Annotated in this window: 22 protein-coding genes; 6 read left to right on the plus strand and 16 right to left on the minus strand. The window is 59.8% G+C overall.

Features of this window, described 5'->3' with window-relative positions:
• Positions 1 to 30: 30 nt before the first annotated feature.
• The 4 genes from BOA8489_RS02325 to BOA8489_RS02340 form a co-directional block, all read right to left on the minus strand.
• Positions 31 to 1,164 carry an FAD-dependent monooxygenase gene (locus tag BOA8489_RS02325; RefSeq protein ID WP_093972338.1) on the minus strand — a complete coding sequence of 378 codons (1,134 nt, stop codon included), beginning with the start codon at positions 1,162 to 1,164 and terminating at the stop codon, positions 31 to 33.
• A gap of 70 nt (positions 1,165 to 1,234) precedes the next feature.
• Complete coding sequence (locus BOA8489_RS02330) at positions 1,235 to 2,401, minus strand: amidohydrolase (protein WP_093972339.1); 1,167 nt, start codon at positions 2,399 to 2,401, stop codon at positions 1,235 to 1,237.
• Positions 2,402 to 2,534: 133 nt separating this feature from the next.
• Complete coding sequence (locus tag BOA8489_RS02335; protein WP_093972340.1) at positions 2,535 to 3,134, minus strand: biotin transporter BioY; 600 nt, start codon at positions 3,132 to 3,134, stop codon at positions 2,535 to 2,537.
• A gap of 87 nt (positions 3,135 to 3,221) precedes the next feature.
• On the minus strand, positions 3,222 to 3,650 hold the full coding sequence (locus BOA8489_RS02340) for a DUF6314 family protein (RefSeq protein WP_093972341.1): 429 nt from the start codon (positions 3,648 to 3,650) through the stop codon (positions 3,222 to 3,224).
• A gap of 171 nt (positions 3,651 to 3,821) precedes the next feature.
• Between BOA8489_RS02340 and purB the strand changes: the two genes are divergently transcribed.
• From purB to BOA8489_RS02360, 5 genes are all read left to right on the plus strand, one after another.
• Complete coding sequence (purB, locus tag BOA8489_RS02345; protein WP_093972342.1) at positions 3,822 to 5,129, plus strand: adenylosuccinate lyase; 1,308 nt, start codon at positions 3,822 to 3,824, stop codon at positions 5,127 to 5,129.
• 84 nt (positions 5,130 to 5,213) lie between these two features.
• Positions 5,214 to 5,384 (plus strand): hypothetical protein, encoded by a 171-nt coding sequence (locus BOA8489_RS20325; RefSeq protein ID WP_176440178.1) that lies wholly within the window; start codon positions 5,214 to 5,216, stop codon positions 5,382 to 5,384.
• Between the two features lie 4 nt (positions 5,385 to 5,388).
• Complete coding sequence (locus BOA8489_RS02350) at positions 5,389 to 5,940, plus strand: tetratricopeptide repeat protein (protein WP_093972343.1); 552 nt, start codon at positions 5,389 to 5,391, stop codon at positions 5,938 to 5,940.
• 65 nt (positions 5,941 to 6,005) lie between these two features.
• Positions 6,006 to 7,055, plus strand: a complete 1,050-nt coding sequence (locus BOA8489_RS02355) for a flagellar motor switch protein FliG (protein WP_245813628.1) — start codon at positions 6,006 to 6,008, stop codon at positions 7,053 to 7,055.
• 47 nt (positions 7,056 to 7,102) lie between these two features.
• The gene (locus BOA8489_RS02360; protein WP_093972344.1) at positions 7,103 to 8,017 is read left to right on the plus strand and encodes a lysophospholipid acyltransferase family protein; all 915 of its coding nucleotides are present in this window, start codon (positions 7,103 to 7,105) and stop codon (positions 8,015 to 8,017) included.
• On the opposite strand, the gene BOA8489_RS02365 is transcribed toward BOA8489_RS02360, so the two are convergent.
• Positions 8,014 to 8,709 carry a DUF1223 domain-containing protein gene (locus BOA8489_RS02365; RefSeq protein WP_093972504.1) on the minus strand — a complete coding sequence of 232 codons (696 nt, stop codon included), beginning with the start codon at positions 8,707 to 8,709 and terminating at the stop codon, positions 8,014 to 8,016. The genes BOA8489_RS02360 and BOA8489_RS02365 overlap by 4 nt on opposite strands.
• Before the next feature lie 233 nt (positions 8,710 to 8,942).
• On the opposite strand from BOA8489_RS02365, the gene acnA reads away from it, so the two are divergent.
• Entirely contained in the window at positions 8,943 to 11,630 is a 2,688-nt protein-coding gene (gene acnA / locus BOA8489_RS02370) for an aconitate hydratase AcnA (RefSeq protein ID WP_093972345.1), read from the plus strand.
• Between the two features lie 88 nt (positions 11,631 to 11,718).
• Here acnA and BOA8489_RS02375 read toward each other — a convergent pair whose 3' ends face one another.
• The 11 genes from BOA8489_RS02375 to yajC form a co-directional block, all read right to left on the minus strand.
• The gene (locus BOA8489_RS02375; RefSeq protein WP_093972346.1) at positions 11,719 to 12,366 is read right to left on the minus strand and encodes a DUF3047 domain-containing protein; all 648 of its coding nucleotides are present in this window, start codon (positions 12,364 to 12,366) and stop codon (positions 11,719 to 11,721) included.
• 354 nt (positions 12,367 to 12,720) lie between these two features.
• Positions 12,721 to 13,257, minus strand: coding sequence for a DsbE family thiol:disulfide interchange protein (locus BOA8489_RS02380; protein ID WP_093972347.1), 537 nt, complete (start codon positions 13,255 to 13,257; stop codon positions 12,721 to 12,723).
• Positions 13,254 to 13,403, minus strand: a complete 150-nt coding sequence (gene ccmD, locus BOA8489_RS02385; protein WP_093972348.1) for a heme exporter protein CcmD — start codon at positions 13,401 to 13,403, stop codon at positions 13,254 to 13,256. Before ccmD ends, BOA8489_RS02380 begins: the two co-directional genes overlap by 4 nt.
• The gene (locus BOA8489_RS02390; RefSeq protein ID WP_093972349.1) at positions 13,403 to 14,131 is read right to left on the minus strand and encodes a heme ABC transporter permease; all 729 of its coding nucleotides are present in this window, start codon (positions 14,129 to 14,131) and stop codon (positions 13,403 to 13,405) included. Before BOA8489_RS02390 ends, ccmD begins: the two co-directional genes overlap by 1 nt.
• 54 nt (positions 14,132 to 14,185) lie before the next feature.
• Positions 14,186 to 14,842 (minus strand): heme exporter protein CcmB, encoded by a 657-nt coding sequence (gene ccmB, locus BOA8489_RS02395; protein WP_093972350.1) that lies wholly within the window; start codon positions 14,840 to 14,842, stop codon positions 14,186 to 14,188.
• Positions 14,839 to 15,462, minus strand: a complete 624-nt coding sequence (gene ccmA / locus BOA8489_RS02400; protein WP_093972351.1) for a heme ABC exporter ATP-binding protein CcmA — start codon at positions 15,460 to 15,462, stop codon at positions 14,839 to 14,841. The genes ccmB and ccmA overlap by 4 nt, the downstream gene beginning before the upstream one ends.
• Positions 15,463 to 15,574: 112 nt before the next feature.
• The gene (locus tag BOA8489_RS02405) at positions 15,575 to 15,928 is read right to left on the minus strand and encodes an Mth938-like domain-containing protein (protein WP_093972352.1); all 354 of its coding nucleotides are present in this window, start codon (positions 15,926 to 15,928) and stop codon (positions 15,575 to 15,577) included.
• A gap of 13 nt (positions 15,929 to 15,941) precedes the next feature.
• Positions 15,942 to 16,676, minus strand: coding sequence for a sulfite exporter TauE/SafE family protein (locus BOA8489_RS02410; RefSeq protein WP_176440179.1), 735 nt, complete (start codon positions 16,674 to 16,676; stop codon positions 15,942 to 15,944).
• 10 nt (positions 16,677 to 16,686) lie between these two features.
• A complete protein-coding gene (gene secF / locus BOA8489_RS02415; RefSeq protein ID WP_093972354.1) occupies positions 16,687 to 17,670 on the minus strand; it encodes a protein translocase subunit SecF in 984 nt (327 codons plus the stop codon).
• Between the two features lie 4 nt (positions 17,671 to 17,674).
• Complete coding sequence (secD, locus tag BOA8489_RS02420) at positions 17,675 to 19,339, minus strand: protein translocase subunit SecD (protein WP_093972355.1); 1,665 nt, start codon at positions 19,337 to 19,339, stop codon at positions 17,675 to 17,677.
• Between the two features lie 9 nt (positions 19,340 to 19,348).
• Complete coding sequence (yajC, locus tag BOA8489_RS02425; RefSeq protein ID WP_093972356.1) at positions 19,349 to 19,675, minus strand: preprotein translocase subunit YajC; 327 nt, start codon at positions 19,673 to 19,675, stop codon at positions 19,349 to 19,351.
• Positions 19,676 to 19,739 lie beyond the last annotated feature (64 nt).

Genomic DNA, 19,739 nt, shown 5'->3' on the forward strand with positions numbered 1-19,739 from the left:
AACCACGCCGCCACGCAAATGAAAAGAGGCTCATTCCTCTCTGGTCACGTCATACCCGTAAAGCCAGTCGAAACGGCGAAGCGGTTGCGCCGGAGCCACAGCACCAACCAGCCGCAGGATACCATGCGCTGCCAACCGCACAGGCGCGCTTTTCAGATGATAATTACGTGCATTGGCCGTCGCGGCCTCGACCACACGCAAGACCCTTTCGCGCCGCTGGTCCTGATAGCGCGCCAGCGCCTCAGGCAATGGTCCCGACCCGATCGCCGCACTCAGAGCCCAGGCATCTTCCAGCGCCATATTGGCCCCTTGCGCCAGAAACGGCAGCGTCGGATGTGCGGCATCGCCCAACAAGACCTGCTGTCGATCCCACCATCGATCCGCAACACGGTGCCGGAACAACCCCCAGAGGAAACACTCATCCACAGCCTCAAGCCATCCGCGAACCCGCGGTGAAAAGCCCGCAAAGGCTCCCCGAAGATTGCCGGGGTGATCGTTGTGGCTCCAGCCCTCCTCGGCCCAACCGGATCGTTCCTCGACGGCCACGACATTGCGCAAACCACCGGGCAGCGGATAGCTCACCACATGGCGTCCGGGGCCCATATGGACCTCTGCCACCGGCGGTCCGTCACCCGGAATAAGGGCGCGCCACGCCACCTGTTTGGTAAAAAACGGTTTTGTCGCCTCATCCACCCGTGCCCGCACCTTCGAATGCAGCCCATCCGCCCCGATCAACAGATCGTCGCCCGGCAGAGCCGCACCTTCCGGCAGGGGCGCAACCTCGCGTCCCGTCTCGACCCGCACACCAGCGGTTTCCGCAGCCGCCTTCAAAACCTCGATCAATCGCGCACGATGAACAAACCGCCACTCCAGTCCGTGCCCATGCTTTTCCAGATCGAGTTTCAGGATTTCCCGACCGCTCGGGCCATCAAACAGCCGAACCGCAGTGCCTTTCAAGGACACAGGTTCCAGATCACCCGCCACGCCGATCGCGCGCAGCACGGCCATCCCATTCGGACTGATCTGGATGCCGGCCCCGACCTCACCGATCTTTGGTGCGCGCTCGGCCACGACAACGGAATGCCCCGTTCGAGCCAATGCCGTCGCAGCGGCCAGACCGCCAATGCCTGCGCCCGCGATCGTGATGTTTAGGCTATCGGTCATGGGTCCCGCCTTTCTTTTGGCGATCCTGCGACACCCACGGCCCAGGCGCCTTGATCGACCTCAAAAACGTCTAACTGGCTATGGGCAGACGGCTCTCGGCCAGCTCGACAAAAAACGAACACCCCGCCGGAATGGCTTCGTCATTGAAGTTGTATTCGGGATGATGCAGCGGTGAATTGTCACCAATCCCGAGGTGAATATAGGCCCCCGGTCGGGCGTTCAGCATATACCCGAAATCCTCGCCCCAAAGGTAAACAGGTGCCGTCTCACACTTGCCCGCCACCTTGGCGGCCGCCTGCGCTGCAAAATCGGCATGCTCGGCGCTATTGATCATAACCGGATATCCCTCATGGATTTGCGCATCGCCCTTCGCACCCAGCGACGCCGAGATCCCGGTCGCAATTTCCACGATCCGCCGCTTCGCGAATGTCCGGTTTTCCTCGGTCATCGTGCGCAAAGTGCCCTTCAGCACGACTTCTTCCACCACGACATTATAGGCGGTCGTCGAGGTCTCGAACGACGTGATCGACACCACAACCTGATCAACGGGGTCGATCTGGCGGCTGACAATCGTCTGCAAGGCGGTCACCACATGAGCACCCACCAACGTCGCATCCACTGTCTGATGCGGTTGGGCGGCATGACCACCCTTTCCGGTGATCGTGATATGTATCTCATCGGTTGAGGCGTAAAACGCCCCCGGCCGGATCGCGAATTCCCCCAAGGCCCGGCCCGGCACATTGTGCATCCCATACACTTCGTCGATTCCGAACCGCTCCATCAATCCGTCATTGACCATCTCGCGCCCACCGCCGCCACCCTCTTCGGCAGGCTGAAAGATCACCGCGATCGTGCCGTCGAAATTGCGCGTCTCCGCCAGATATTTCGCAGCTCCCAACAGCATCGCCGTATGCCCGTCATGCCCGCAGGCATGCATCTTGCCCGGCACAGTCGAGGCATATTCGACGCCGGTCGCTTCATGAATCGGCAAGGCATCCATGTCCGCGCGAAGTCCGATCACCCGGCCAGACCCGGTCTTGCGTCCCCGGATCAACCCGACCACGCCGGTGCGCCCGATGCCCGCAACAACCTCGTCACAGCCGAAATCGCGCAAAAGCTCTTCGACAAACCCTGCCGTGCGCTCCACATCGAACTGCAACTCAGGGTGTCGATGCATCTCGCGACGCCACCCGCTTATCTCGTCATGAAGCTCGGCAAACCGATTTCTGACCGCCACAACGCACCTCCTGATGCAAGAAACACCTCAAGCGCAGGGCAAATCGCCCCGTCTTCTTTTTGGCTCAAATATCCTGGGGGTCTGGGGGCGAAGCCCCCAGTCGGTCGCCGCCCCGAAGGGCGGCGAAACAATCTCAACGACGCGCGTCGCCAACCAGCTTCCAGACCGCCGGCACCAGCATCGCCGCCAGAACCAGCTTCAGGGCGTCGCCCGCCAGAAACGGTGTCAGACCCCACTCCAAAAGCGGCTTGTCCCAACCATAAAGCACACCAAGCCAGACCAGCCCTGGAAGGTAGATGATCGCATTACCGGCAAACAAAGCCGCAGCCATCTTGCCAAATGAACGATCCCATCCTGCCCGCGCGAAAGCCCCGAGCGCCACAGCCGCCAAGGCATATCCAACCAGATATCCGCCCGTACCGCCCATCATGTACGCCAATCCGTATTCCGTCGACGACGAACCGGCGAATACGTTGAACCCAAGCGCGCCAACTGCAAGATAGGCAAGAATCGTCGTCAGCCCCAGACGCGGACCATAGGCTGCACCGATGGTCAGAACCGCGAATGTCCCCATGGTCATCGGCACCGGCCACATCGGAATGCGGATTTTCGCGGCAATCGCCAGAACCGCGATCCCTGCCAGAACCAGAACGACCTGCTTGACGCGCAGCGCGCTGCCTTCATTCGTTCCGAACAGATCGGCCAGCACCGGGCGGGCTGTAAGTGTGGACATGAGTTTTCCCTCGTCGTTGAAGTTTGCTTTGACCGGACTATCGCACCCCGCGCCCCCGCCCGCAAGCACGCGCGAGGGCAAAATCAGTCACCCCGAAATCCGCGAATAGCGCGTCTCCATCCGATAGGATTTGCGCGGCCCTTCCACTTGCCAGACCGCAGACCACTCAGGGAAATCCTTGAAATCATACGATACCTGGTATCGATCAGGCGGACACAAATAGGTCGTCTCATAAGCCTTGACCCCCAGAGGCACAGAATGAAAGGGGCGCATATCCCCAAACGCTACATCCACGCGGGTCCCATCCACGCTCCAGACATACCGTCGTGTCGCTTTCATCGGCGTGCCACCCCGCGCCGGCGTCAAAACGCCCGCCTCGTCCTGCACCAACCGTCGGCCCGAGCGTTGAAACACGCTCTCGCCCTGAAACACATCGCGCCGCCCATCGTCGTGAACGATTTCGCGCGCCATCTTCCAGCGCCCCTCCAAAGCCGTCAGAGACCCCAATCCACTCATACACCGCCCCCTTGCCGACCAGCGCCCGATGGCGCCGGCACATCCACACAATACCGTTCAGCGGCCAAAGCCGATCCCGCGAAAAAATAGCGCATCCCGCGCTCCTTGTTCCTGCCGCCGACCCAGTCTAAACGCAGAGCGCGCGCACGCAATTCGAAAGGCTGAAGAAACATGATCCCCAGATACGCCCGCCCCGACATGGTCGCCATTTGGTCGCCCGAAACCAAATTCCGCATCTGGTACGAAATCGAAGCCCACGCCTGCGACGCTCAGGCCGCCCTCGGCGTCATTCCCGCCGAAAGCGCCGCTGCCGTCTGGAAAGCCAATGACGTCGAATTCAACGTCGCCCGCATCGACGAGATCGAAGCCGTCACCAAGCATGACGTCATCGCGTTCCTCACGCATCTTGCAGAAATCATTGGTCATTCCGAAGCCCGCTTCGTCCATCAGGGTATGACCTCCTCAGATGTCCTCGATACCACGCTCAACGTCCAGCTTGTGCGGGCCGCAGACATCCTCATCGCTGATATGGAAAAGCTGCTCGCCGCCCTCAAGACGCGCGCGATCGAACATAAGATGGACGTCCGTATCGGTCGTTCGCACGGCATTCACGCCGAACCCGTCACCATGGGCCTCACATTCGCGCGCTTTTACGCCGAAATGGACCGTGGCCTTGCACGACTGAGAAACGCCCGCGCCGAAATCGCCACCGGCGCCATCTCCGGCGCCGTCGGCACATTCGCCAATATCGATCCGGCTGTCGAAGCCCACGTTTGCGAAAAGCTCGGCCTGACGCCCGAGCCGATCTCGACACAAGTCATCCCCCGCGATCGTCATGCCATGTTCTTCGCGACCCTAGGCGTCATCGCGTCCTCGATCGAGAACATCGCCATCGAAATCCGCCACATGCAGCGCACGGAAGTGCTTGAAGCCGAGGAGTTCTTCTCGAAAGGCCAAAAGGGCTCCTCAGCGATGCCGCACAAACGCAACCCCGTGCTGACCGAAAACCTCACCGGGCTTGCCCGCCTTGTCCGCATGACCGTCGTGCCCGCCATGGAAAACGTAGCACTCTGGCATGAACGCGATATCTCGCACTCCTCGGTCGAACGCGGTATCGCGCCTGATGCAACCGTGACGCTCGATTTTGCGCTTGCGCGCCTCACAGGCGTAATCGAGAAACTGGTGATCTATCCCGACAATATGATGAGGAATCTCAATCAGTTCCGCGGCCTTGTTCATTCTCAGCGTGTGCTTCTCGCCCTCACTCAAAAGGGCGTCAGTCGCGAAGACGCCTATCGCCTTGTGCAACGCAACGCGATGAAGGTCTGGGAAGAAGGCAAGGACTTCCAGACCGAGCTTCTCGGCGACGCCGAAGTCACCGCAGCCATGTCGCCCGACGAGATCGCCGAAAACTTTGACCTCGGCCACCACACCAAACACGTCGACACCATATTCGCCCGCGTCTTCGGCCCCTCCTGACTGTTTCAAAACCGCACAATATCTCGGCTTTGACCAACGCCTGTTGCGTGCTACCTTTCTGTCATGTCAATGATGGAGAGACCAATGAAGACGAAAATCCTTCTGGCCGCTCTGGCCCTTGTTGCAGCGCCGTCGCTGGCCCTTGCTGAAGGGTGCAGCTTTGGCCACACCAAGTCCGAAACCGCATCGATGTCTTGCGCGGAAGGCAGTGTTTACAGTTCAGAGGCACAAGGTTGTGTTCCAACAACAAGCTAAAAGCATGATTCCCTCGGTGACTTTGGGCGGCTCCATCAGAGCCGCCTTTTTTACGCTCGCGATGGTTACCCCCGCTCTTGCGGTCGAGCTTGAGGAATTTTCGGCTCCGCCAAAGCCGACCGAGACAACCACAGACTGCGCCGAAGGGTTCATCTACGACGATGCGACCAAAGCCTGCGTCACCCCCGAAGCTTCCATCGACGATCAGGCCGCGCTCTATCTCGACGCACGCGAGCTTGCATGGGCGGGCCGTCTGGAAGATGCGATCCGCGTTCTGGCGCGCATGGAAAAGACCGACAAGACCCTGACATACCAAGGCTTTGTGGCCCGAAAATCAGGTGACTGGACCAGTGCCGAAAGCTTTTACCTTGCCGCGCTCGACGCCAATCCGAACAACCTTCTGGCCCGCTCCTACTATGGCCAGGGTCTGGCAGACGCAGGTTTCATAAAGGCCGCCGAAAACCAACTGTCCGAAATCCGCCAGCGTGGCGGTCGCCAGACATGGCCCGAAATCGCGCTGCGCCTTCACCTCGATGGTGCCGACAGCGGGTATTAACTCCGCAGTTGGTAGGCAAAATTTAATCGTTCGCGCCTAGAACAGGCGCGAACGGAGGTGAGGAAATGTCTCTAGACCTGGCTTTGGCCAATCCATTGGATTTGCCGGGTATGGCATCGACTTCGGGCCTGACGGGGCGTGAAAAAGCGGCGATTGTCGTGCGCCTGCTGCTTTCCAGCGGTTCGGTGCCAGCCATTGCCGACCTGCCCGACAGCTTGCAGACAGAACTCACCCTGCAACTGGCCCGCATGACGCCGGTCGATCAGAATACCGTCGATGCTGTCGCGGCGGAATTCGCGGACGCCATTGAAAAAATTGGTCTGTCCTTTCCTGCGGGTCTGGAAGGCGCACTTGGCCTTCTGGAAGACGTCATCTCGGCCAGTGCGTCCAGCCGTGTGCGGCGCATGTCCTCTGACGACTATCACGGCGACCCGTGGGACAAGATCGGCACGGTCGACAACGACCGTCTCGCGCAGGTCCTTCAGAACGAATCCATCGAAGTCGCCGCGATCGTCCTTTCCAAGCTGAAGGTCTCCAAGGCGGCCGAGCTGCTTGGCTTACTGCCTGGTGATCGCGCCCGGCGCATTACATATGCCATCTCCCTCACCGGCGCCGTCGCGCCCCCCATGGTCCGGCGGGTCGGCATCGCACTGGCCGAGCAACTCGATACCCGCCCGGTCCGCGCCTTTTCGGACGGTCCCGTCGACCGGGTCGGTGCCATCCTTAACTACTCTCCTGCGACTGTGCGCAATCAGGTCCTCGACGACCTCGACGCAGAAGACGCGGACTTCGCCGAAAAGGTTCGCAAGGCGATCTTCACCTTCGCCAATATCAAGGACCGCGTCGCCGGCAGGGATATCCCCCGCATTCAGCGCGACATCGACCAATCCGACCTGCTGACCGCGATCGCGGGCGCACAAGGCGAAGACATCGCCACCGTAGACTTCATCATGGACAATATTTCGCAACGCCTCGCCGACAGTCTGCGCAGCGAAGCGGCCGAGAAAAAAGGCGTCACCACTGCCGACGCCGAAGCCGCCATGATGCGCATCGTTAACACCGTGCGCGCGCTTGAAAGCAGTGGTGAAATATTCCTCGTGGCCAAGGACGAATAGCGAAGTCCGCTTGTGCAGAATGCGCGCGACTTCTATCTAGAAGGCGCATGTCGAAAACAACGCCGCCAGTACCCGCTCCCGCGCCCCCCCTCGCACACAAAGTGCAGAACATTGCAGCGCAATCCGTGCTTCGTGGTGCGCTCTTGCTGCCTTACGAGACCCGCGTCCGCCTTGTCGGCTGGCTGGTGCAAACGGTTCTTGCGCCACTCTCGGGCTGGAACAAGCGCGTCCGCGCCAACCTCGACCTCGTCGCGCCCGAAATGTCTGAGGCTGAAAAGCATCGCATCTCAGCGCGTGTCGCCAACAACGTCGGACGCACCCTGATTGAAATCTACTCGGGTGACGCCTTTCTCGACAGGGTCAGGGACGCACCCCAAAGTGGCCCCGGCATCGAAGCGATCAACGAGGCCAAGAAACAAGGCCGTCCCATCGTCCTTCTCACGGCGCATATCGGCAATTACGACGCTGTGCGTGGCGCCTTCGCCCAGGCGGGCCACGAAATGGCCGCGCTCTACAAACCGATGCGTAACACCGGCTTCAACGACCACTATGTCGAAGCAGTCGAGCAAATCGCCAGCCCGGTCTATCCAACAACAAGCCGCGGGATCGCCTCGCTTATCTCGCACCTGAAAAAGGGCGGCACCATCGGGATCGTCGGCGACATCGGCTCTACCAAAGCGCCCCTCTTGACCTTTTTCGGCCAGCCCGCTCATACGCCGGTGTCCGCTGCCGAATGGGCACTGAAATATGATGCCTTGCTTGTGCCCATATACGGCCTGCGCCAACCAGATGGCCTGACCTTCCGGATTTTCGCGGACACCCCAATCCCGCACGGTGAACCGGAAAAGATGATGCAAACCTACAACGATAGCGTTGAAGCGATCACGCGCGCCCACATGGATCAGTGGTTTTGGATTCATAAACGCTGGAAACGGCCAGGCCGGGCGACTGCAAAGCCCTAGCGCAACTGCGCGGCGCCCAAAATCGGCCCTGAAGCCGAGCGTTGAACCAACACGACCACCCGCACCCCGTCCGGCACCCTGACCGAAGCGCGATAGGTCCCGCGCCCGTCCCACTTGCCGATCTCAACCAGCTTGCGAACGATATTGTGGTAATTCAGCGTGCGCCCAGCATTCTCTCCACGACGGATTTCGACGGTCTCCATCGGCGTCACGGTCGCTACCTGCACCACCGCGCCGCCCGACGGCATGGGTCCGGTCGCGCGGATCGACACCGATACCCGGTCGCCGTCCCGTCCCAGTGTGACCGACGCCGGCTTGACGCGCGCGCGGTGCGCCTCAATCGTGTCCATCAGCTTCATCGGGTTCGAGCCGACCACGTGATCAACCCCGCCGACCACCATCTGTGGGGTGTAAATCGTCTGCTTTCCGGCGGCGCGGGAATACCCGCGCTGGCGAATCGTGTGTGCCGGATCGGCGAAAGCGTCCTTCCAGCCGATATAGTCCCAATAATCCACATGCAGCGCCAAAGCGATGATGTCCTCCCGTTTGGAAAGCTCTGACAGGATCTTGTCGGCAGGTGGACACGACGAACAACCCTGCGACGTGAACAACTCTACAACCACCGCTTCTTCCGCCGCAGCAAAAGACGCCAGCGCCATCCAGATTGCCGAGAACCAAACCAAAAGCCGCATAACCGCCATCCATATCTACCTTAGGCTGCCTGACTATCGCCTTGCATCCAAACACGCCAATCAAGGTTTTGCGAGAGCACGTTACAAAAGTCTCCCAAGTTTGTAGAAATACTGTACACTATGGTATACAAATTACCGCATCCCCCTTGCGCTACGCACATTCGAAACGCTACAGAAAGCTCAAGTCACGCGCGCCATAAAGCGCAAACCTCTATTCAAGGGAGCCACCCGACATGCCCATCACCGTTGGCCAGGACACCGCCAAAACCCGCAAGACGCTCACTGTCGGCAACCAGTCGGTCGCCTATTATTCTATCCCCGCCGCCGAAGCAGCCGGCCTTGGCGACTTCTCGCGCCTGCCTGCGGCCCTGAAGGTCGTGCTGGAAAACATGCTGCGCTTTGAGGACGGCAAGACCGTCACTGTGGACGATATCAAAGCCTTCTCCGAGTGGGCCGACAAAGGTGGCAAGAACCCCCGCGAAATCGCCTACCGCCCTGCCCGCGTTCTTATGCAGGACTTCACCGGCGTCCCGGCCGTGGTTGACCTTGCCGCCATGCGCGACGGAATTGTGGCCCTCGGTGGCGACGCTGAAAAGATCAACCCCCTGAACCCGGTTGACCTTGTCATCGACCACTCGGTGATGATCGACGAATTCGGCAACCCTCGTGCCTTCCAGATGAACGTCGACCGTGAATACGAGCGTAACATGGAGCGTTATACTTTCCTCAAATGGGGACAGTCCGCGTTCAATAATTTCCGCGTCGTGCCACCCGGAACCGGGATTTGCCACCAGGTGAACCTCGAATATCTCTCGCAGGCAGTCTGGTCCGACAAGGATCAGCACGGCGAAACCGTCGCCTATCCTGACACGCTTGTCGGCACCGACAGCCACACGACCATGGTCAACGGCCTTGCCGTTCTCGGCTGGGGCGTCGGCGGCATCGAAGCCGAAGCTGCGATGCTGGGTCAGCCGATCTCAATGCTCATTCCCGAAGTCGTCGGCTTTGAACTGACCGGCGAGATGACAGAAGGCACCACCGGCACAGACCTGGTGCTGAAAGTCGTCGAAATGCTGCGCGCGAAAGGCGTCGTCTCTAAATTTGTCGAATTCTATGGTGCAGGACTCGACACCCTGCCACTTGCCGACCGCGCGACAATCGCCAACATGGCGCCGGAATATGGCGCCACCTGCGGCTTCTTCCCGGTCGACGGCGAAACGCTGCGCTACCTGCGCACAACGGGCCGCTCGGAAGAGCGTATCGCTCTGGTCGAGGCCTACGCAAAAGAGAACGGTTTCTGGCGCGGCGCAGATTACGCCCCCGTCTACACCGACACACTCAGCCTCGATATGGGCACCATTGTTCCGGCGATTTCCGGCCCCAAGCGCCCGCAGGACTTTGTCGCGCTGGACAATGCCAAGACGGCCTTCTCCCGCGAAATGGCCGAAACCTTCAAACGCCCGATGGGTAAAGAAGTGCCCGTCGAAGGCGAGGACTATACCTTGGAATCTGGTAAAGTCGTGATCGCGTCGATCACGTCCTGCACCAATACATCCAACCCTTACGTGATGATCGGCGCGGGCCTGGTCGCACGCAAAGCGCGCGCACTTGGGCTGAATCGTAAACCTTGGGTGAAAACATCTCTCGCCCCCGGCTCACAGGTGGTTTCGGCCTATCTTGAAGCGGCAAATCTTCAGGAAGACCTTGATGCCATCGGCTTCAACCTCGTCGGATATGGCTGCACAACCTGCATCGGCAACTCAGGCCCGATCCAGCCCGAACTTTCCAAGGCTATCGCAGACGGCGACCTGGTCGCCACCTCGGTCCTTTCCGGAAACCGTAACTTCGAAGGCCGGATCAGCCCCGATGTGCGCGCCAACTACCTTGCCTCGCCACCGCTGGTCGTGGCCTACGCTCTGGCTGGCACGCTGGACATCGACCTCACGTCTGAACCCCTCGGTCAGGACAAGGATGGCAATGATGTCTATCTGAAAGATATCTGGCCGACACAGAAAGAGATCGCCGACCTCGTAGAGGCCACAGTTACGCGCGAAGCCTTCATGTCGAAATACGCCGAAGTCTTCACCGGTGACGAGAAATGGCAGGGCGTCGAGACAACCGACAGCCTCACCTATGACTGGCCGTCGTCCTCGACCTACGTCCAGAACCCACCCTACTTCGAAGGTATGGCCGCCGAACCCGGCGTAATCTCAAACCTGCACGATGCCCGCGTTCTTGCGGTTCTCGGTGACATGATCACAACCGACCACATCTCGCCGGCTGGTTCATTCAAGGAATCGACCCCCGCCGGTCAGTACCTGATCGACCGTCAGGTCGCCCCGCGCGAGTTCAACTCTTACGGCTCGCGCCGCGGCAACCACCAGATCATGATGCGCGGCACCTTTGCCAACATCCGTATCAAGAACGAAATGCTGGACGGCGTTGAAGGCGGCTACACCAAAGGCCCCGACGGCACGCAGCAGTCGATCTTCGATGCCGCGATGGCCTATCAGAAGCAGGGCACACCGCTGGTTGTCTTCGGTGGCGAGCAATACGGCGCAGGCTCCAGCCGTGACTGGGCCGCCAAAGGCACCGCGCTTCTGGGCGTCAAAGCCGTGATTGCCGAAAGCTTCGAACGTATCCACCGCTCGAACCTCGTTGGCATGGGCGTGATTCCGTTCGAGTTCACCGGTGGTGACACCCGCAAATCGCTTGGCCTGACTGGCGACGAAACAGTGTCGATCACCGGACTCGAAGGCGACCTCAAACCGCTTTCGAACGTCCCTTGCACGATCACCTATCCGGATGGCACGACCAAAGACATCCAGATCAAATGCCGGATCGATACCGCCATCGAGAAAGAATACATCGAACATGGTGGCGTGCTGCACTACGTTCTGCGCAACCTCGCAGCAGCTTAAATCCCTGCATCAAAAAAGAAAAAGCCCCGTCGATCTATCGGCGGGGCTTTTTTTCTGGTGCCGTATCGGCGCGACGCTCCAGCGGATCCTACTCCAGCCGTAACCGCGACAGGCGCGCGTCAATCTCGCCGCCCGTGTCGTCGCTGTCCGCCGAAACAGCCAGCCCGACCAGGTTTTCCAGTTCCTCCCCGAAGGCGCGCCGAAAATCCCGCGCCAGATCCGCGATTTCCGTGGCCGCCCCCGTCCCCGCGCCGCGCTTGATGATCGAGCGCCCGCGCGGCCCCAGATAAGGCGTCGGAAGCACTGTATCGGGGCTTTCCGCGCCACCCCAGACATACATCAAAACACGCACATCTGGGTTATCCAGCAACGCCATCACACCTTTTCCCTCGGCGGCTGCAAGGCTGCTGTCCTGCAGGAAAATGAAATAGACCGACATATTGCGATCATCGCCGCCCTTTTGTGTCAGATCGGTCGCCGTCACGGATGTCTCGACTGCCCAAGCCCATCGCGCCACCCGGCTTTGCCAAGCCGAGGGCGGCAAAGCTGTCCACAAAAGCGACACCGTCCCGTCCGAGTGCACCCCAAGGCTGTCTCCGTTCAGCGAGAAATCATTGCTGGAAAGCATCGAAAACCGCTGCTCTTTCCAGCCATTGCCAAACATCACCTGCTGCGCGCTGACGACTGCGGGCGCGATGAACAGCGCGACGACCAAAGCCATCAAAATCCTGAACATGCAAAACTCCTTTTGAAAGAAACTAGCACCCTGCCCAAAGCTGTCGCCGTCCACGCACGGATTTGTGTTCCGCCTCACAACCAAACCGCGCGCACAGCCCTGATTGTCTCTCAAACCCGGACAATATCGGCTGAAACCTATTGTTTCCTCGGCAAACGCCCCCGAATCCGGCAAAAGAAAGGCGTAAATGTATGTGGGGTTTCGTTAATGAGTATCCAGCGGACAAGTGACCGCCTCCGGGTGATTGCCCGGGCCTTTCCAACATCTGTACCGCCCATGGAGGGTGCCGCCCTTCTCGCTTTGATGGCCGTCTGGCTGTTCGGCTCCTGAACCGAAGGCCACCGTAAAGCCAGTCTAGTCTGCTGCTGCCGCCAGCGCCGGACGGATACGGTTTTCCAGAATGACCTCGGTGACAGGCCCGGCAAACCGCAACAAGACAGTACCTTCGCCATCGATCACGAAGGTCTCCGGCAAACCGTACACCCCCCAATCCAGCGAGACCCGCCCATTTGCGTCGCCGCCGATGCCCTCGTATGGGTTCCCTAGCTCGGCCAGAAACGCCCGTGCGTTTTCCGGTTTGTCACGCTGATTGACCCCGTAAATCGGCAATCCCTCGGCCTGCAATTGCATCAGGTAAGGATGCTCGACCCGGCACGGCGCGCACCAACTCGCCCAGAAATTCACGATCTTCACACCCGGCTGTTCCAGAACCGCCCGTGTGAACGGGACAAAGCCGGGGATGGGCGAAACATCCACCTGCGGCGCTGGCGCGCCTACCAGGGTGGACGGCAAAGCGTCCGGATCATCGCGAAACATGCCACCCAGAAACAACCCGGCCAGGGCGGCGAAAATCACCGGTGGCAAGATCGCCAAAAGCGGGATCTTCTTCATTTCTTCCACCGGGCCTCGGCTTCATCCAAAAGCCGCTTGGTGCGACGCGACTGCGCGACACTCACCGCCACGATGCCCACCAAAAGCAAAAGCGACACCCCATAGGCGAGACTCACCTCAAGCGCATATCGTCCAAGATCAGGCATCAGGCCGCACGCTCCCGCAAGGTGATCGCATGCGCCCGGCGCTTGCGAATTTCGGTTCGGGTCCGCAACAGCACCAGCGCAAGGAACAAGAAAAAGAACCCGGCAAGGCAGACCAGAAGCGGGAACCAGAACACATCCGAAATGTTCTCTTCGGCGTCCATCGACAAGGACGCCCCCTGATGAAGACCCTGATTCCAGAAATTCACCGCATAGCGCGACAAAAACGCAAAAACCGATCCCACCAGACAAAGTACCGAAGTCAGGTCCGCCGCCGTATCCGGATCCTCGATCGCCGACCAAAGAGCCATGTAGCCAAGATAGAACAGGAACAGGATCAAGAACGACGTCAGCCGCGGGTCCCACGCCCAGAAGGTCCCCCACATCGGTTGCCCCCAGATCGCTCCGGTCATCAAAGCGATCAGCGTCATGGTCACCCCGACCGGGGCCGCCGCCTTGGCCGCCAGAGCCGACACATGGTGACGGCGGATCAGCCAGATCAGCGACGTGACCAACATCATTACCCAGATATTGATCGCCATGAAGGCCGACGGCACGTGCAGGTAGATGATCTTGACGGTCGAGCCCTGACGGAAATCATCCGGCGTGAAGAAAAAGCCCCAGACCAGCCCGACGGACAACGCCACAGCCGCAAGCACGAACGCAGGCCCCATCACCCGGTCAGTAAAGGCCATGAAACGGCGCGGATTTGCGTATTCCCAAAATGACATATGTTCTTCTAATCCGCCCGCGAAAGGCCCACAAGACACGACCGCGCGAACGGCCTAGCGCAGATTGACGCGGAGTGCCGCAGCCCCCGCAAATGGCAACAGGGCCAGAGTTCCGAAGGTGATGCCCGCCATCAGGATCAGCGGCGTTCCCGCATCCAACCCTTCGACACCCCGCCGCACCGTGTCCGCGCCGAAAATCAGCGTCGGAATATAGAGCGGCAAAACAAGCAATGACAAAAGCAATCCACCCCGCTTCAGTCCGACCGTCAGTGCCGCGCCGAACGCACCGATCATGCTCAGCGCCGGCGTTCCAAGCGCCAAAGAAGCCACCAGCCAGCCATAACCACCGCCTGGCAAGTTCAGGAATATGCCGAACACAGGCGCGGCCAGCGTCAACGGCAAACCTGTCGTCAGCCAATGCGCCAGCGCTTTCACGGCCACCACTCCCTCCAGAGGCACCGGCGCGGTTGCCAAAAACTCAAGCGAGCCATCCTCGAAATCGGTCGCGAAAATCCGGTCCAGCGACAAGAGACAAGCCAAAAGGGCGCCAAGCCACAAGATACCCGGCGCAATCGGCGCAAGCACATTCGCCGAAGGCCCGACCCCGAACGGGACCAGAATGACCACGATCAGAAAGAACGCCAACGCCAGCCCGAACCCGCCACCGGCCCGGATCGCCAACCGCAGATCCCGGATCAACAGCCCCCTCATGCAAAGGCCTCATCAAACGCCCCGCCCTGCGGCGCGCTGGCCCGAAAGCCGCTCAAATCCAGAACGTCCGCATCAATCCCCAGATCGATATGCGTGGCAATCACCGCGATGCCACCCCCGGCCAGATGCCGCTCGACCGCGCGTCCGAACAAACCCACGGCCGCTACATCCAACGACACCGTCGGCTCGTCCAGCAACCAGACCGGCCGCCCCGTGACAAGCAATCGCGCCAATCCAAGCCTCCGCTTCTGACCCGCCGACAAAGACTGCGCCGGACGCGCCACCAGATCGCGCAACTCGAACGCATCCAGCGCCGGCGCTATATCCCCGAACCCGAAAAGACTTCCCCAGAACGTCAGGTTTTCACCGACACTCAATGTCCCCTTCAGACCATCGGCATGACCCGCATAGGCCACCGTGTCCTCGGGCGCGAAAATCTCCCCGGACACCGCTGGCTGCAACTCCGCCAGCGTGCGCAACAACGTGGTCTTGCCCGACCCGTTCGGCCCGCGCAGCACCAATGCCGACCCGGACGCGACCTCAAACGACACGCCTTCCAGAACGGTCAAACCGCCCCGCGCACAGGCTAAATCCACAACTTTCAACAAAGGCTCTACCATTGCCCCTAGGCATGGCCCAACCCTCGCCCATTGTCCACGCCAGACATGCGCCAAAGCGTCACTTCACCCTTTTGAAAATACCACCGCCGGAGGCAGTAAATCTCTGTCGCGCTCAGATGCCGATCAAAGCCACGCCCACACGGCGCCCCTCACCCAGCAACACGTTGTATGTGCGGCACGCCTGCGGCGAGGCCATGATCTCGACACCGATGCCGACCGCTTCCAACGCCCCGCGAAAAGCGCTCGGAATATGCGCAATATCCGCACCCGTGCCGACCAGCAGAAAATCGATGTCAACGTCAGCCGCCACGAACAGCGACGCGTCTTCAAATCCGCCCCAGGCTGACACGCCCGACGGCAAAACCGCAACCGGCGCATCATACACCGCACCACCCAGACGAAAGAACCCCGGCCCATAGCCATCGACAGGCACCGCATCATTGAAAGTGACCTCATTCAGTCGCATCGCCAAAGCTTCCTCAATCCCAGATCGGCATTCCCGACAGCGCAGATGCCGCTATGATCAAATACGCGACCCAGCGGTAAACCTTCTCGGCTTCAGGCCGGAACAACACCGCCCCTGCCCAGTTCCCGGCAAGATAGGGCGCGATCATCAGAACGCCAAGCGCAAGCGCGGCAAACACCAGAAAACCTCCGACCCACAAGACCGCGACCAGAATGAGATCCGCAAGTATGAGATACAAGGTCAGGTTCGCGCGCACCGCCGAAACAGGCAATGTCGACGCCATGTAAAGCATGATGACCGGTGGCCCCGGCAATCCGACAGACCCCGCCAAAAGCCCACCAAATCCACCGGCCAAATAGATCAGTGTCTTCGTCAAGACGCCCCGGTAGCGCACTCCTGCAACCAGCAGCACCAAAAGCGTAAACGACGTTAACGACACCCCCCAGCGAAACGTCACCGGGTCAATCAGGCTTAACAGGAAAACACCCAGAGGAACCGCCAGCACCGCCCCGATACCAAGCCGCACAACATCGCCCGGCTGACCTTCCCGCAACGCACGCGGCACATGCATCAAAGGCGCCACGAGATCCTTCACCAACATGACGGTCAAGGCTTCGAACGGCCCCAGAAACTGAGCCGCGATCGGCATGAACACCATTGCTGTGCCGAAACCGGTGAACCCGCGCACAATTCCTGCAAGGAAAGCGCCAAATGCAATGAAGTAAAGGCCCTCCGTGGCCAGTGCCACGGAGAAGACCTCAGGCATCTATATTCGCGAACTGAGTGCCAGCACCGCCTCCGCCCGAACCACCATCAGGTTTGGACCAGTCGCGCTTGACGCCCAGAAAAAGAACCACGTTCTTTGCCACGTAAACCGATGAATAGGTGCCGACAATCACACCCCATGTGATCGCGAAAACAAAGCCACGGATCACGTCTCCGCCCAAAAACAACAGAGCAATCAAGGCCAGCAAAGTGGTTCCCGAGGTCATCAGCGTCCGGCTCAACGTCTCGTTTACCGACATGTTCATAACTTCCTGCAACGGCGTCGTCTTGAACTTGCGAAGGTTCTCGCGAAGCCGGTCGAAGATCACCACCGTGTCGTTGATCGAATAGCCCACAATCGTCAGGATCGCCGCAATCGTCGCCAGATCGAACCGGATCTGCAACAGACTGAAGATGCCGATCGTCAGGATCACATCATGGAACAACGCCACTACGGCACCCACCGAAAACTGCCACTCGAACCGCAGCCAGATATAGAAAAGGATCGCCGCCATTGCTGCCGCAACCGCGATCACGGCGGTACGAATCAATTCGCCCGAGACCTTCGGTCCGACGCTTTCCACCGAGGTAAACTTCAACGACGGGTCCACCGCCTTCAGGGCGGCCTCCATCTCGGCGATGACCGTCCCGGTGACGCTTTCCTGACCGTCCTGCGCCTGAATTCGGATCATCGACACGTTCTGATCGTCCGCGAAGGTTGGATCGAACACCTGGGAAATTGCCACATCCCCCAATTGCAGCGCATCTACCGCCTGACGGTACGCGGCAACGTCCACGGGCTGCACAGCCTCCGAACGGATCGTCGTGCCGCCCCGGAAATCAATGCCGAAGTTCAGCCCTACCGTCAGCCACAAGACAATCGAAACGATCATCGCAACCACCGAGGCGCCCATCGTCACATAACGAAGCTTGAAAAAATCATAGTTGGTCTCTGCGGGAACAAGTCTCAGTCGCATATCATCAAACCTCGATTGTCCGCGGACGCTTCCGCTCAAACCACATGACGACGATCAGTCGCGTCACAAAAATTGCCGTAAATACCGAAGTCACGATCCCGATCATCAGCGTCACCGCAAAGCCCTTCACCGGCCCCGACCCCAATGCGAACAGGATCATCGCCGTCATGAAGGTCGTAATGTTGGCATCGATAATCGCGCTCAGAGCCTTTTCATAGCCAAGCTCGATCGCGCGGCTCGGCCCCTTCGCGGTCTTCAGTTCCTCGCGTATTCGCTCAAAAACCAGCACGTTGGCGTCAACCGCCATACCGATCGTCAACACGATCCCTGCAATCCCCGGGAGGGTCAAAGTCGCACCCAGAAGGCTCAGAAGACCGAACAGCAACGCCACGTTCAGCAGCAAGGCGAGATTCGCGAAAATCCCGAACAAACCATAGGACAAAGCCATAAAGACCAGCACCGCCGCGAAAGCAATCAGCGCGGCAATGCGCCCCGCTCGGATTGAATCCTCGCCCAAATCGGGCCCGATAGTGCGCTCTTCAAGGAAAGTCATCTCGGCCGGCAAGGCACCCGCACGCAACAAAACCGCCAATTGAGTCGAGCTATCGACCGTAAAGTTCCCGGTGATTTGCCCCGAGCCGCCTGTGATCGGCTCGTTGATCCGAGGGGCGGTAATCACCTGATTATCCAAAACAATCGCAAACGGCGCCCCGGTGTTTTCCGTGGTGTAACGCCCGAACACCCGCGCACCTGACGGATTGAACCGGAAGGTCACCGACGGCAACCCATTCTGGTCGAAACCGGGCTGTGCGTCGACCAGATCGTCGCCCGTCACCACGGCTGTCCGCTCCAGAATGTAGTAAAGCGAACTGTCATCCAGATCCTGCACCAGTATCTCGCCGGGCCCCGGAACCGCTTCCGCGTTCGAGGTCTGCTGGATCACCGGATGGAACGTCAGCCTAGCGGTCGTCCCGATCAGCGCCTTCAACTCCTCAGCCGAGCCAATCCCCGGCACCTGGATCAATATCCGGTCCGAACCCTGCCGCTGGATCGTCGGCTCGCGTGTGCCGACTTCATCAACACGACGCCGGATGATCTCCAGTGACTGCTGAATGGTCCGGTTGTCCGTCGCCGCTTTTTCTTCTGGCGACAAGGACACGATGATCGTGTTTCCGCGACCCGACACCGAAATGTCCGTCGCCCCGACACCCGTCAATGACGCCACCGGTTGCGCCAAGGCACGCACCGCCGTCAATGCGGCGGGCAATCCCTCGGCCTGCGATATCCGCACATGCAATTCACCCTCAGGGGCGTCTTCCACACGCTCGACAAATCCAACATCGTCACGGATCGCCACCAAGGCATCGCGGACACCCAGCCAATAGCCGTCCATGCGTTCGACATAGACGTCCGCCACCTGAACTTCGGCCAGAAGATGCGCGCCACCGCGCAAATCAAGCCCCAGATTGACCAGCGACGACGGCAGGAATGACGGCCACAGGGCGGCCGCTTCCTCCCGCTCGGGCGTAGACCCAAGCGCTTCGATTTCGGCGACGGCGTCATTGTGCATTTCGACGCGGGAATAAAACCCGTTTGGAAACGCAAGAAGCAGGCCCATCAGGCAAACCGCCCAAATGGTGAATCGCTTCCAGGCGGCGATCTGAAGCATAAAGTACCCTTAAGTCTTCGCGGGTTCGGTTTTCGACCGAACTTGCGTAATCGTGTGCTTTACGACGCGAACATTCACGCCGGTCGCAATCTCGATCTCGATCTCGGCATCGTCCCGCACCTTCGTCACCTTGCCGACGATCCCACCAGCGGTCACGACCTGATCGCCCCGACGCAATGCCTCGACCATGCTCTGATGCTCTTTCAGCTTCTTTTGCTGCGGACGGATAAGCAGGAAATACATGATACCGAAAATAAGCACCATCGGAATGACGAGAGACGTAAATACATCCCCGCCACCGGCAGCCGCTTGCGCATATGCAGGCGTGACGAACATCTGGTTAATCCTTGTCTAAGTCGAGGCTCTGAGCGGCCCCCATTTCAGCTTGGCGCGCACCCTA

Source organism: Boseongicola aestuarii (genome assembly GCF_900184815.1).
Lineage (GTDB): Bacteria > Pseudomonadota > Alphaproteobacteria > Rhodobacterales > Rhodobacteraceae > Boseongicola > Boseongicola aestuarii.